This is a genomic window from uncultured Methanobrevibacter sp., from assembly GCF_902769175.1.
In the GTDB taxonomy this organism is placed as follows: domain Archaea; phylum Methanobacteriota; class Methanobacteria; order Methanobacteriales; family Methanobacteriaceae; genus Methanobrevibacter.
The window spans coordinates 1-14785 of record NZ_CACXNW010000011.1 but is presented as its reverse complement, the minus strand read 5'-3'; the positions used below and the strand labels follow the sequence as shown (position 1 = coordinate 14785).

General features: G+C 30.4%; 15 protein-coding genes. 8 read left to right on the top strand and 7 right to left on the bottom strand.

Annotation, left to right across the window (positions count from 1 at the left end):
• Positions 1 to 52: 52 nt before the first annotated feature.
• Entirely contained in the window at positions 53 to 1183 is a 1131-nt protein-coding gene (locus QZV12_RS04790) for a 3-dehydroquinate synthase II (RefSeq protein ID WP_295618036.1), read from the bottom strand.
• A 61-nt stretch (positions 1184 to 1244) separates the two neighbouring features.
• Entirely contained in the window at positions 1245 to 2042 is a 798-nt protein-coding gene (locus QZV12_RS04785; RefSeq protein WP_295618033.1) for a 2-amino-3,7-dideoxy-D-threo-hept-6-ulosonate synthase, read from the bottom strand.
• A 769-nt stretch (positions 2043 to 2811) separates the two neighbouring features.
• Here QZV12_RS04785 and QZV12_RS04780 point away from each other — a divergent pair.
• The 8 genes from QZV12_RS04780 (at position 2812) to QZV12_RS04745 (ending at position 8255) form a co-directional block, all read left to right on the top strand.
• Entirely contained in the window at positions 2812 to 3117 is a 306-nt protein-coding gene (locus QZV12_RS04780) for a MarR family winged helix-turn-helix transcriptional regulator (RefSeq protein WP_295618030.1), read from the top strand.
• A 185-nt stretch (positions 3118 to 3302) separates the two neighbouring features.
• Entirely contained in the window at positions 3303 to 4235 is a 933-nt protein-coding gene (locus tag QZV12_RS04775; RefSeq protein ID WP_295618235.1) for a 3-hydroxyacyl-CoA dehydrogenase, read from the top strand.
• 333 nt (positions 4236 to 4568) lie between these two features.
• Positions 4569 to 4895, top strand: a complete 327-nt coding sequence (locus QZV12_RS04770; RefSeq protein WP_295618027.1) for a hypothetical protein — start codon at positions 4569 to 4571, stop codon at positions 4893 to 4895.
• A gap of 475 nt (positions 4896 to 5370) precedes the next feature.
• Positions 5371 to 6057, top strand: coding sequence for an NADPH-dependent F420 reductase (npdG, locus tag QZV12_RS04765; protein ID WP_295618024.1), 687 nt, complete (start codon positions 5371 to 5373; stop codon positions 6055 to 6057).
• Positions 6058 to 6181: 124 nt separating this feature from the next.
• Entirely contained in the window at positions 6182 to 6661 is a 480-nt protein-coding gene (locus QZV12_RS04760; protein ID WP_366925539.1) for a GNAT family N-acetyltransferase, read from the top strand.
• Between the two features lie 104 nt (positions 6662 to 6765).
• Positions 6766 to 7416, top strand: coding sequence for a hypothetical protein (locus QZV12_RS04755; protein WP_295618021.1), 651 nt, complete (start codon positions 6766 to 6768; stop codon positions 7414 to 7416).
• A 71-nt stretch (positions 7417 to 7487) separates the two neighbouring features.
• Positions 7488 to 7667, top strand: coding sequence for a hypothetical protein (locus QZV12_RS04750; RefSeq protein ID WP_295618018.1), 180 nt, complete (start codon positions 7488 to 7490; stop codon positions 7665 to 7667).
• Positions 7668 to 7745: 78 nt separating this feature from the next.
• A complete protein-coding gene (locus QZV12_RS04745) occupies positions 7746 to 8255 on the top strand; it encodes a nitroreductase family protein (protein ID WP_295618013.1) in 510 nt (169 codons plus the stop codon).
• A gap of 56 nt (positions 8256 to 8311) precedes the next feature.
• Here QZV12_RS04745 and thpR read toward each other — a convergent pair whose 3' ends face one another.
• The 5 genes from thpR to cca form a co-directional block, all read right to left on the bottom strand.
• The gene (gene thpR, locus QZV12_RS04740; RefSeq protein ID WP_295618010.1) at positions 8312 to 8887 is read right to left on the bottom strand and encodes an RNA 2',3'-cyclic phosphodiesterase; all 576 of its coding nucleotides are present in this window, start codon (positions 8885 to 8887) and stop codon (positions 8312 to 8314) included.
• A gap of 358 nt (positions 8888 to 9245) precedes the next feature.
• Positions 9246 to 9731, bottom strand: coding sequence for a hypothetical protein (locus QZV12_RS04735; RefSeq protein ID WP_295618007.1), 486 nt, complete (start codon positions 9729 to 9731; stop codon positions 9246 to 9248).
• Entirely contained in the window at positions 9700 to 11001 is a 1302-nt protein-coding gene (locus tag QZV12_RS04730) for a hypothetical protein (RefSeq protein WP_295618004.1), read from the bottom strand. Before QZV12_RS04730 ends, QZV12_RS04735 begins: the two co-directional genes overlap by 32 nt.
• 5 nt (positions 11002 to 11006) lie before the next feature.
• Positions 11007 to 12329 (bottom strand): hypothetical protein, encoded by a 1323-nt coding sequence (locus QZV12_RS04725; protein WP_295618001.1) that lies wholly within the window; start codon positions 12327 to 12329, stop codon positions 11007 to 11009.
• A 675-nt stretch (positions 12330 to 13004) separates the two neighbouring features.
• The gene (gene cca, locus QZV12_RS04720) at positions 13005 to 14477 is read right to left on the bottom strand and encodes a CCA tRNA nucleotidyltransferase (protein WP_295617999.1); all 1473 of its coding nucleotides are present in this window, start codon (positions 14475 to 14477) and stop codon (positions 13005 to 13007) included.
• Positions 14478 to 14785: the final 308 nt, after the last annotated feature.

Here is a 14785-nt window from a genome sequence, read left to right as displayed (position 1 = left end):
TTATATTTTAGCCAAGAATATTGAAATCCAGACTTTTGCAAATGCATTGGAACTATTGCTCAATAATCAGTTCATCAATGGCCATACCAAAATGTCTTGCGCTATCGTCAATAAATCCTTTGACCTTCATTCCAGGTTCTAAAACTGAAACAGAAATTGGTTCTCCATTTTCATCGACTAATCTTATTGTTTCTGCATTTTGAACTAATGATTTTATCTTCATATCTTCATATTCTGCTTCAATTAAAAGAAGTGGCCTTTTTTCAATTTTAGATCTGCCGACAATAGATTTTTTGGTCTTTCCTTCATTATCAACGATTAATACTTCATCACCGGTTACAAGCTCTGACAAGTATCTTGTCTTGTTTCCTGGAACCATAACATAAGCTTGCACAGGACCTGCATTCACTCTGAAAGGTCTTGAAGCTACATATTCGCTTTCCAAGCTTTCACTGTGAATAAAGAACATTGCCTTTGAATAGGATCCAATAAGCATTCCTTCACCAGGCTTCATCATAGTTGTTGTGTCAATGCAAACTCTGTCTCCAGAGCCTACAGGCTCTACATTTGTAATTGTCAAGTCCTTCAATCCATAGCTTTCTGTTGAAAGCTCTTCAATCAGATTAGCAATATCCTTGATTTGAGCAAATTCCTGTGGCTCAAATATTACGCCATCAGTACCTACTTCCAATGTTTCCATAGCCACTTTAGCATCATCTGCATTTTTTACAGCAGCAATGATGTTTACATTTTCCTTTTGCAAGTCTGCAATAATGTTTTCAAGGGGAATGATTGTCCAGTCTGTTGCTACAAGGATTACATAATCAACAACTCTACCTAAGGTTACAGCTAATTGTTCATGCAATTTATCTGTAATGACTATATAGGCACAGACAGTTTTTCCTTTATTTTTAGCTTCAGTTGCCTTTGCTAAGTCTGATGATTCATTTAAATTGTCTTTAAGCTCAAGAGTTCCATCTCCTTCACCATCTAAACCAACTAAATAGATATCAGCATCTTCTTCATTGGAAACGATTTTAAAGTTTCCCACTTTTCTAATGTTTTCACTGTCTTCTGTATCAAGAACAAAATCAATTCCTGATTCAAGTGCTGTTGTAATCAATTCTTTCTTATCGTCCCAGCTTATTTTTGGGGACATAATCCAAGCGAATTTGTTTGACAATTTTAATCTCCTTTAAATTTAATCGTTAATAATGTAAAAGCTTTAATTTAAGCATTATTATTTAATCGAGGAATTTCAATGCTTCTTCAACATCCAAATCATTGTGAACTACTTCTGCAATAGCTCTTGTGATTTTTCCAGGGTTTTCAGCTTGGAAAAGGTTTCTTCCAAATGCTACACCTGCTCCTCCAACTTCAAGGGAATCTCTTACCATTTCCAGTAGTTCCCTATCAGTATCCACTTTTGGTCCTCCTGCAATGACTACAGGGACTAATGCTCCTTCAACTACTTCCTTAAATGTGTCAGGGTCACCGGTATAATTGGTTTTTACAATATCTACACCAAGTTCAGAACCTACACGTGCTGCATGCTTAACCATTTCCACATCATGTTCATTTTCCACTTTTTGTCCTCTTGGGTACATCATTGCAAGAAGTGGAATTCCCCAGTAACTGCAGGTTTCAGATATTTCACCAAGTTCCATCAACATTTCAGGTTCGGTGTCAGATCCTATGTTTACATGTACGGATACTGCATCTGCACCTAATTGGATAGCCTTTTCAACACTGGTTACAGTTACCTTATTGTTTGGGTCTGGGCTTAATGAAGTACTTGCAGACAAGTGTACAATAAGACCAATATCCTTACCGTATCCTCTGTGTCCAAGTCCTACAATACCTTTATGCATTAATATTGCATTTGCTCCACCTTGGGAGATGCTTTCAACGGTTTCATCCATGTTAATTATTCCTTTGATTGGACCGCTTGAAACACCATGGTCCATAGGAGCAATAACGGTTCTTCCAGTTTTTCTATTGAAGATTCTTTCTAAACGAATTTTTTTTCCTATTCCAGGCATAAGATTAGTCTCCTAATTTTATTATAATAATTTCAATATGAACAAATCAGTTAAATTATTTGTTACCTTAATGAATTATACATTAATTATATATAAACTATATAGTTTATAATGTTTTTGTTAAATTTTTGCTTAACTAAATTTTTTATTTGAAAAATTATTTAAAACAATATAAGAAAAAATATATTTTTTTAATGAGAATGTATTTTTTTATACATTGATGTGTTTTTTAATACAATAATATTATGTAATTTTAATATTTATATCTTTTTAAAAAAATGCAATTCAAATCATAAAAAAATGAAGATGATTAAAAGTAAAAATATCATAACAATAATGAAAAATAAGAGGACTATAAGAAATTAAAAAGAATAATAATGACTAAAAAATAAGAAATAAAAAAATGAATAGGAACTAAAAAAAGAAGAAATTAAAAAAAAAAGAAATTGAAAATAAATAAAAAATGAAATGAAAATAATAAAAAAGAATAAAAAATAATATTTTAAAAAAACATTATTTCAAATATTTTACAATCAAAAAATCATTATTAAAACAACAATTAATATTCAGTTATTTTTAAATAATTGTAGCAATAAAAATGAAAATGATGACAAAGAAAATCAATTCCGAATTTTATGATTACAATCGTTTAGGAGACTTACTGTTTATTTTTCATAAAAATCATAAAACTTATTTTAACAATGCCTTGGCAAAATATGACTTGAACTTGATTCATGTGCTTTGCATAGCCTGAATACATAATGAAGAGATGTTGAACAATAGCTTTTTAAATCAAAAAGACTTGTCAGATAGTTTATACATTACAAAAGGAGCTATTACAAAAGCTATTAAAAAACTTGAATACAATGGAATAATCATAAGGCAGCAGTCAAGTGAAGATAAGAGACATAATATTTTAAGACTATCCCAAAAAGGAAAGGAATTGGTTCCAATTCTAGAAGGAATCAACAAGGAATGGGAAGAAAAGATGGGATTGGATAAGTTGGATGATGAATTCTTTAAGACATTCATTGACTTGTCATTAAAATCAGTTGAATTAAATGAATATGAATAAACAGCTATTGAAAAGTCTAAAATTTTTGATTGAACCCCCATTTGCTATTTTTTAAAAAAAAATCATTTATAAAATTTTAAATATATTAAATTTTATAATAGTATTCAAGTAAACTATATTTGTTATTTATTTTTTTAATTTTTTTGATTCCATATAGTTTATAAAATATTAGGTGATTCAAATGGATATTAAAAAAAGTTGTAGTAGCTGGTGGAGGAGTATTAGGTAGTCAAATCGCTTATCAATCTGCTTTCTGTGGTTTTGATGTAACCGTTTGGCTTAGAAGCGAAGGCTCCATTGAAAGGGCTAAACCTAAATTTGAAAGATTGTTAAACATCTATTTAGCCACCATGGAACAAATGAAAACCGACAAATCTGCATACTGCAGAGGATTCAGCAAAACTCCTGACTTAACAGATGAAGAAATCGATGCATTGAAAGAGCAAGCTCAAAAAGCATTTGACAGCTTAACCTTAACAACAAGTTATGAAGAAGCAGCAGAAGATGCAGATCTTGTAATCGAAGCAATTGCAGAAGATCCTAATCAAAAAATCCCATTCTATGAAGAATTGGCAAAATATCTTCCTGAAAAGACAATTGTTGTAACCAACTCATCTACATTGCTCCCAAGCCAATTTGCAGAATACACAGGAAGACCTGAAAAGTATCTTGCATTCCACTTTGCAAACAATATCTGGGCTCAAAACACTGCGGAAGTAATGCCATACCCTGGAACAGACCCACAATACTTTGATGCTATAGTCCAATATGCAGAAGACATAAATATGGTTCCAATCAAAGTATTGAAAGAGCAACCAGGATATGTGCTCAATTCCCTGCTTGTACCATTCCTATCTGCAGGACAAGCATTATGGGCAGAAGAAGTTGCTGACCCTGAAACAATTGACTTGACTTGGAGACTTGCTACAGGTTCACCAAATGGCCCTTTCCAAATCTTAGATATTGTAGGCCTTACTACTGCATATAACATTATAATTATGGACCCAAGATCCAAAGACCCTGAAACAACCCAAGGAAAAATAGCTACAAAGCTTAAGGCCAAAATAGATGCTGGCGAAACAGGTATCAATGCAGGAAAAGGATTCTACGAATATTAGAAAAATAGTTTACATTTAAATAAATGATTTTTATCATTTATTTTATTTTCTTATTTTAATTTTTTTAATTTTCTTTTTTTAAATTTCTTATTTTCCCTATTTTTTCACAAATTAATTCCTCATTTTAAAACTCCAATTATCCTAACTAATCCAATTTTTAGCCTTGTTCACGACAAGCATGAGATTATCAGAAATAAAATCAATCAATTTGATGGGTTTACTATGCTTATAATATCGTAAAAAGCTTTAAATCAAAAACAAACTTTAAATAAGAGTTATTACAAAATAAAAAACAATATTCCTATGTCAAATAAGGAAAAGGCTTTGTTTTTATTGAGTCCTCTGATGAATAAAAATAAAAAAATTGAAACACTGAAAGAAACGATTCAACTTACAAGGCTTAATAAAACTCTTAAACCTGAAGAAACAGTAGATATGCTGGAAATTCAAATGAATTTTGCCCACGAATGGTTTAATGAAAAGGATTTCGAAGATATTGGAGGTTTTGAAATGGTAGACTTGCTAACAGAAGATGCTAGAAAACACATAGAAAGAATCATCATAAAACAAAAGAAGAAAAAACAGAAAAGAAGGAATAGAAAAGGGAATGGAAAAAGACAGACATATGATTATTACCCATATGCTTTCAAAAGGACTTGATCTTAAAGAAGCTTCTGAACTTACGGGAATAAGTCTTGAGGAAATTACCAAAATTTCAAAAGCAAAATAAATATAATTTTAAAAAATTTTCTTTAATTTTTTTCCTTCTCCATGTTATGTAAAAAAAACCATAATTTTATTTTTTTTAAAAATTTTCAAGGCCAATGTTCAAAAAGACTATTTTATTAAACTGTCCTAAATTTATCAATTTAAATGTCAATATTAATTTTTTTTAAAATAATAATTATACAAAATTTTAAAAAAAAATAAAAAAAATTATAAAATATTCATATAAATTTAATTTTAACTAAACATTAACCAGGATAAATGATAAATTATTAAACTAAAAAGAAAAATTTATAAACATTTTACAATAAAAATAAATGTATAAATATATTGCAGAATATATTCACAAAGACTTTATACAAAAGACATTTGAAAATATTTTTAAATATTAAATTTTAGGAGATATACTATGGTAGTTAGTGTAATTGGTGGAACTGGTCCACAAGGTTTAGGAATTGCTCTCAGATTAGCAATTGAAGGTGTAGAAGTTATTGTTGGTTCCCGTAAAGAGGAAAAAGCATTAGAAGTTGTAGCAGAAGCTAAAGAAAAATATTCCGACTATGACTTATCCAAGATGTGTGGTATGGCAAACGAAGATGCAGCAAAAGAAGGAGACATCTTAATCCTTACTGTACCTCTTGCAGCACAAAAACCAACTGTAGAAGGAATCAAAGAATTCTGTACTGATAAAATTGTATTAGATGCAACTGTACCTTTAGAAACTGCAATTGGCGGAAAACCATTCAGATTCATTGACTTAATGGAAGGATCTGCAGCAGAAAGAACCGCATCCATCCTTGACGGAACCGGTGCAAAAGTTATCTGTGCATTCTGTAACATCAGTAACTCCCACTTATCCAACATTCCAGAAGACATCGACTGTGACTGTTTAATTGCAGGAGACGACAAAGAAGCAAAAGAAACTGCAGCAGAACTCATCAACAAAATCCCTGGTGTAAGAACCATCGATACTGGAATCTTGGAAAAATCCAGAATCATCGAAAAGATTACTCCATTATTAATCGGATTAAACATCAAATACAGATCCCATTATGGTGGACTCAGAATCACTGGAATTCCAAAATTAGACGAATAAATTCCAGAATTTATAAAAACTTAATTATTCTATTTTATAGAATAATTACTTTTTTTCTTTTTTTTAAAATTTTTCATAATCATAAATATTATCAAATATAAAAAATAAATATCTTTTTTAAACTATCCTACTATTTTTTGGACGTGATTACATAAACTGGAAATTAAAAAAGTTTGATGAACTTACAACTAATGAATTATATGAAATTCTAAAATTAAGGGCAGAAGCATTTGTTGTTGAACAGAATTGCCCATATCAAGACTTGGATGATAAGGATAAAGATGCTTATCACTTATTTTTGGAAGACAATAATGATTCAACAGTGATAGCAGTTTTAAGAATACTTCCTGAAAACATTGCATATGAAGACATGGCCATTGGGAGAGTAATCGTTAAAAAGCAATATAGAGGACAAGGCATTGCTAAAATCATGATGAATAATGCAATTGCTTTCATCATTGATGATTTAGGAAAAAATAGAATTAAGCTTTCAGGACAAGCCTATTTAACTAAATTTTATGAGGATTTAGGTTTTGAAAAAGTGTCAGACGTTTATTTGGAGGATAATATAGAACACTATGAATTCCTATATGAATCCAAATAAATCAATTTAAAATAATTATTTTTCGATTAAAAATTGGAATAATTATGAATTTTTTTAAAAGACTTTAGCAAAATTTTATTATGCTCTTTTTTTATACTAATATTATGAATATTATAAAAAATCTGCCACTGGCAATCACAGGTCTAATTTTAGCAATTTTATCCTTAGGCAAAATATTTACAGATTACAGCAGCATATTTTTTATAATCGGATCAGTTCTAATTTTCTTGGTTTTATTAAAGCTTGTTTTGGATTTCAATGGTTTTTACAATGAATTGAATAATCTGATTGCCTTAAGCACATTTGGTACATTTTCAATGGCATTAATGCAATTCAGCACATATCTAAAGCCATTGTTTCTCCCATTATCCCAAAGCATTGCCTTTGGAATATGGATTTTAGGAATTATAATACATTTATCAATAATCATCATATTCACTAAAAGATATGTATTGAATAATTTTGACATTAAAACCGTATTTGCAACTTGGTGGATTGTTTATATTGGAATTACAATGGCTGCCATTACAGCACCTGCATTTGGCTTATCACAATATGGATTTATCTTCTTCTGTTTTGGATTTATAATGATGATACCAACATTGATTTTAGTCTCCTACAGATACCTTATGTTTACTGCAATAGACGATAAAAATAAACCATTCATTTGCATCTATGCTGCAATTTTCGCTATCCTTATTGTTGGATACGTGAATGCGATGACAATTGATGGAAACTTTTTAAGCTTAATCTAGGTGCATGCATTTTTTATGTTTTTGCAATTTATCAAGCAATCAAATTCATAATTTTAGAAAGACTGCAGTTTATGCCAATTTTTTCAGCATTCACATTTCCATTTGTAATAAGTGCAATTGCTACAGGAGAGGCATATAAGTTCTTTGGATTAGCCATTTTAAACAATCTATTTTATATTCAAGCAGTGATAGCATTGGTTCTTGTGATCTTTGTTTCATATAACTACTTGATATTCCTATTAAAATCATGAAAAAAATATAAAGAAAAAGAAAATAGATAAAAAAATAATTTAATGAATGATAAAGTTTATTTCAAAAAGGTGTATAAAATGAATGCAATTTTTAAAAGGAAAAGCATTAGACAATTTTTAGATAAGGAAATAGAAGATAAGAAGATAGAAAGACTTTTAAAAGCAGGTATGCAAGCACCTTCTGCAATCAATTCTCAGCCTTGGGAATTTTTAGTGGTTAAAGATAAGGAAGGAATCAAAAAGATAGAAAACATGAGCTTATATTCAAAGCCTGCCAGAACATCTACATGCTGTATCATAACTCTATTCAATCAGGATTATTTAAGTCAATTTGAGAATTACAGATGGGTTCAGCAGGATATGGGAGCCTGTACAGAGAACATATTGCTGCAAGCAGTAGAGGAAGGCCTCGGTGGAGTATGGCTTGGAACATACCCTGATGAGGAAAGAGTGAATTACTTGAAAGAGAATTTCAATATTCCAGAAAATGTTTTTCCATACTCTGTAATAGTTTTAGGATATCCGACAGAGGATTATACTGGAACAGATAGATTTGATAAAGATAGGATTCACTACGAATCCTATTAAATACTTTTAAAAACCATGAGATTCATTAAATAAATTAAAAAAAAATAGTAAATTGTTTAATTTAATTCAAATACTTTAATGTCCTCATAGATTGGTCCTTGAGGAGTTAAAGTACTCTTTTTTAAAGAGATTTTGGATACAGTCATTTGGCCAATTTCAATCTTTTCCAATCTTTCAATTGTTTCTTGAATTTCTTTTTTGTTTTTAGGGCTTTTAACTCTCCCAATAGTCAAATGAGAAATGAAATTCTTCTCTTTTTTAAATCCTAATTTTTTAAACTCCTTGTCAAGGTCTTTTTGCAGGTCTTTAATTGGAGATCCTTCTTCTAAACCTAACCAAAGAACCTTTATTACCTTTTTATTTGGGAAACAGCCACAATTCTTAATATTTAAATCAAAAGAGGAATAATTTTTAATTATCCTTTCCACTGCATCACAAATGTCTTCAATCATATCTGAATGAATGTTTCCAAAGAATTTTAAGGTGAAATGAATATTTTGAGAAGGAACATACTTTATATTTGCATTAGTCTTTTTAAACTCCTTTTGAACATCTAAAATCTTAGGAACTAAATCTTCTGCAAGTTCAATTGCTAAAAAACTTCTAACAGTTTTTGATTCTTTAACTTTCATTTTTTCAACTCTTTAAATTTCTAAAACTTCAATAATATTTTTTTTATACACATCACCTGAATTCTAAGGCATGATAAATAATAATATTATGTTTTTATTTTATTTAAGAGTTGATTTAAAAAACTTAAAAATAACTAAAACATCAAGAAAAAAAGACAAAATCTGTTAAGAAAAAAGATTAAAAATAACTAAAACATCAAGAAAAAAAGACAAAATCTGTTAAGAAAAAAGATTAAAAATAACTAAAACATCAAAATAATAATTAAAATTAAAAAAAACTAAAAAACAACTAAAACATCCAAAAAATAATTAAAATTAAAAAAAATAAAAAAAGGAAGAAAAGAGTCTTTTTAAAATCTTATTTTTGACGTCTAATAGATATACTTGATACTAAAGCCATTAATACTAATAAGAGCATAGCAATTGGGTTACCAGTTGCTGGTAAGTCTTTAATAGCTACAGTCTTAGCAGGAGTTGGTTGAGGTTCATCAGAAGGCTCATTAGATGGCTCTTCATCTGGTTCCTCATCAGGCTCTTCGTCCGGTTCCTCATCAGGCTCCTCATCTGGTTCCTCATCAGGACTTGGACTTGGGTCTTCAGTAACAGTTATGTCAATAGTGGTATTAGATGGATTATACCAATCATTACCAGCATATTCAATGGTTGCAGTAGTGTTTTCGGTTAATTCTACACCTTTAAATACTGCTTTACCATCTTTTACTTCAGCAGTGTATTCTTTTCCGTCAACGGTTAAGGTAGCTGTACCATTTTGTACAGGATCTCCATTTTCATCAAGAATATCTGCAGTAATATCAGTTGTGTCTCCTTTTTTTACCTGAAACATCTTCACTTTCAGTGGTAGTGTTTAATTTTAATATTTCAGCTGTACCTACACCAGATCCAGCTTCATATTTGTTAGTACCGCTGTAAGTTGCTTCAGAATCATAGAGACCTGGAGCACCATTAAGAGTGGTTTCAGCAGTTGCTTCACTACCATCTACTGGATATGAGTCACCATCTGCACTTAATCTTCTAGTGCTGTAGTCAATGCTGTATGTAACCTCTCCTCCAGTTACTTCTTCACCAGTTTCTGCTTCAATTACAGTAATTTTAACTGATTTGACATCTCCATTGTGACAGGTAATGTTTTCGACAATAACAATTACAGGAATCTTTTTGACAGTTAAGTTAAGATAACCTACTGCTGTAGCATACTTGTTAGTGCCGTTATAGGTCACTTCAAGACCATTCAATTCAAATGCCTCATCGAAAGGACCAAAAGTAAAGGTAGCCTTGCCATCCTTAACCTCAGCACTATACTCAGTACCCTTAACAGTAACAGTCAACTTACCTTCATTAATCTCACTTTCATCACTAGCAGTAACAGTAAACTCAACTTCAATCTCATCGCCGACCTTACCTTCACCAGTCTCATTGGAAACAGTGACATTAACTTGGGAAACAGTTAAGTTAAGATAACCGATTGCAGAAGGGTAATTTTCGGTGCCGTTATAGGTCACTTCAAGACCATTCAATTCAAATGCCTCATCGAAAGGACCGAAAGTAAAGGTAGCTTTGCCATCCTTAACATCAGCACTATACTCAGTACCCTTAACAGTAACAGTCAACTTACCCTCACTAATAACACTGCCATCAGTGGAGTTTACGGTAAATTCAACTTCAATCTCATCGCCGACATTACCTTCACCAGTCTCATTAGAAACAGTGACATTGATAGGGTTTTTAACATTTACTTCAATAGGATCAGAAAGGATTCCAGTATAATAGTTATCTTCATAATGGATAGCTACAACTTCATATGCACCATTTGGCAAATTCTTTTCCTTAGCGAATTTAGTGAAATTAAAATCCCCTTGACCAGTACCATTGGTTTTAATGGTATAGTTTACCACTTCACCAGTTTTCTTATTGGTGATATTGAAGGTTATGTTAATTCCAGCTTCTTGGAATGATTTCTTATCTTTAGCTTGTTGGGTATTGAAAGTTTCTACCACTCTGCCCTTTTCATTCCAATAGGTTATGTCATTGAAATAATAGTTGTTAACAAAAACATCCGTATAAATACCGTTAAATAGATTGTCCTTATTTTGCAAAAATATTAAATTATGATAAAGAACAACGTATAAATACCGTTAAATAGATTGTCCTTACCAGTGAATGTAATGTTGAAAACAACATTTTCACCAGATTCTAAATCACCGCTAGCATCCATAGGAAGAGCAGTGGAATTAGCTTGGTTGTCTAAAATAACTGTACCATTTAGTTCAAGATAGAGATATCCTTGTCCAGACTGACTAGCCATATAAATGGCACTACCTGTAGTTGCATTGTTACCTATAAATTGGCTAGATCCATAAGCAAATATACGGCCGTTGTCAGAATAGACTGCTCCACCCCAACCGCTATCACTTTTTGCAAGGTTTCCGATTACATTTGTGTTATTGAATCTAACTGTTGGACCTCCGCTGGAACTGCCTTTAAGGTAAACTGCTTCACCGTTTCCATTAGTAGCATTATTGTACTCAAGATTACAGTTAGTGAAACGAATACAATCGGAATTAGGGCTACTAGTACGGGTAGTATAAACAACTCCTCCACTTTCACTTGCAGAGTTGTTAATAAAGTTGGTATTAGAAATATTGAAGTTACCGCCAGCCCTGTAAATTACTCCACCATTTTTTGCAGAGTTATTATAAAACTCGGACATATTGATAACATAATCAAAACCATATAAAGCCCCACCATTCTCTGATATTGCACGATTGTTCCTGAAATCGGAACGTATAATATTGACATTGGACTCAGCGGTAGGTGAGTAAATTGCACCACCACGATTGTTAGCGGTATTGTTAGTGATATTACAATTATCTACATTTAATTCATTGTATCTGCCAACATTGATTGCACCACCATTATCTGCTACACCATTAACTAAATTTAAATTCTTAAGAGTGATGGTGTGTTTTGGACTTGCTGCTTTAGCTAAAATATTGAATATCCTTGCAGATTGCTGAGCGTCAATAGTATATCCTGCACCATCAATAACAATGCTTTTATTGATTGCAATTCCAGTATCTGCATCTCCATCAGAGAAAACATAATCCTTATCTAATGTAAGGGAACCAGTAGTTGATTCATTAATCATCTTTTCTAAATCTGTAAAGGTGTTTCCTCCTTCAGATACAACATCATCTGAACTAGGTGCTGCTATGACTTCCTCATCCTGTGAAACTGAACTGTCTGATAATCCAACAACTTCGTTAGGATTATCTGCATCAACAGATTGTATATCATTAGATAAATCAAAAATATTGTCGCTTGCGCCAGCATCACTAATCTCTGCTGCAGCAATAGACTGAACAGAAAATATTAGCATGCTAACTAATAATATTAACAAAATCTTCTTTTTCAATTTATCCATAAATTCACCTAAGTTGTTTGAGAAATCTTCATTTAATACAATTGAAATTTAAATAAAAACTTTTGAATTCAACTAAACTTATGTAACAAATTAGAAAAAAACTTCGTTCATTTAATCCATTAAAAACCATAAAGATTTAAATAGATAAATGAATCCTTATCTTAAACCTAATCTTTCAAGACAATGGAAAATAGCCTATTCGCAAAATTTTTTATTACCCCTAGTTACATTACTCATTTGGAAATAATTCCAACACCAAAATTAAAAAATTTCAGCATTAAAATACATTATACTAGCATTTTAATATATTATATAATATATTTCGATTTTATTTTTATTATCAAAGGCATATAAAGTTAACTAATTAAATATATAATTAACTTAAATATTTTTAAACAGTATGATAATATCTTAATAAAAAATGAGCAATTTAATAAAAAAAATCAAAAATGAAAATGAATGTAAAAATAAGAAAAAAGATTTTTATAATTATTTTTGAAAATTGATAAAAAAAAAAAAAAAAAAAAAAAAAAAAAAAAAAAAAAAAAAAAAAAAAAAAAAAAAAAAAAAAAAAAAAAAAAAAAAAAAAAAAAAATCCAAAAAGAATATTCCTACAATTTTCAGATAAAAAAAACATAAAGTAAAAGAACAACTCTAGAATTAACAATTAAAAAATTATCTCTTTATATATTGACCTGGATTTAAAAAGTCATCTAAAGAGTTTAAATAATCAGAAGCCAAGTCTACACGATTTTTCTTTTCAAGATCATAATTAAAGTGAATATCCAAATCATTTAAGAATTCATCGATTTCCATAATTTCACTATTCTTAATGACAGTTTTAATGCTCTTTCCAACCTTTATTATATGAATATTATTTTCTAAAATATCCCCTATAAATCCTTTAGCAGTGTTGAATTTTCTTTCCCTTGTCAATACCATAAAATCATCTAAAGGATATAATGCATCTCCCCATTTTTTCTTAAAGTTATCGCAAGGCTTTTTAGGCCATACTTTAGGGCCCTTGTGTACATAATATTTTCCTTGCTTAAATATATTAAGCTCTATAGTGAAAAGGACAAACTTTTCTTCATCAGTCCAGTAATCATACTTAAATACATCAAATCCTTCAGAATCTAGCTTTTCACTTATGGATTTAACGGTTTTTAAAAGCTGTGGGTGAAGTGCATCTGCAGACATTATAGGAATATTGAATTTGATAACTAAAGTTTGAGTTTCCCTATCCTTAAATGAATCCACGATATCCTGTGCTATATCTTTATTAGGTTTATCCAAATGATCTTTTTTAAGTTGATTGAAGAATTCAGCAATCTTCTCTTCTTTTTCACTTTCATCCATCTCTTCATCATCAGCAATTTCCAAGAAGTTTCTTGAAGCTACAATAAAGTCAGCAAATCTTTCTATTCTTAAGGCAGCCCCTACATTTCTGTTTTTATCAGTTGGATCAATGCAAGCAAGAGGGTCTTTCTTAAAATCCTTTAATGTGCCATGATTCTCCAAATCGAAGCCTGTGTTGTATTTCCAATTTTGAGCATTTCTCAAGGTATTTTCAAAAGTGCCATAATTTAAAATAAGCAATTCACATAAATAACCTGCAAAGCCGCCAGTCTTAAATTCTGAACCATAAGTTCCTACAGCATCTATAAACTTTTTAAGAAGCAAAACCTCATCTTCCTGCTCCTTGCTTAAATGGGCTTTAATATAATTTGTATGCAATATTGTCCTATCCACTGCTGAGCGAATAGGCTTGCCGCCACTTAAATCATAGCAAGGAACAATATCAACCTCAAAGCCATCAATATCACAGGTTAAATATGGATGTGAAGCATAATGTTCTGATGCATTGCCATTTAATGCATCATTAGTTTTATATGCTAAATACAAGCCTTTTTCTTTAAGTTCTTCCATTTCACAATCATAAGGAAAACTAATGAAAATGTCAATATCAGATTTGCCACTTAACCAAGTGTTTTTAGCAACAGAACCTACAGCATGAGCTTTTGCATCAATTCCTTCTTCTTCGCAGGTTTTATTGATGAAAGATATTACTTTATCGCTAGTCTTCTTAACAGCATCTTTTTCTTCTTGGCTTGGTTTTAAATCTTTTAAAATAAGTTCATAATTCATTGTTTAGTTCCTTATAGTTTTTAAAAAATTAATTGTTTTCATTGAATAATTATATTATGTTTTTATTAGTTTTATAATTTTAGAATTTTAAGAGGATATTGAAAAGAAACAAATAATAAAACTTTTTAATTAAAGCAATTACTTAAAAAAAAAGTAGAAAAAGAAAAATCAAGAAGGAAAGAAAAAATAGAAAAATTAAATTTCAAGAAGAGAGGGTGTCACAAATTTTGAAAAAAAATCTAATTCATGATCCCAATTTTTTTTTTTTAATTTTTTCCAAAATCCAAAAAATTCTTTTTATTTTTTTT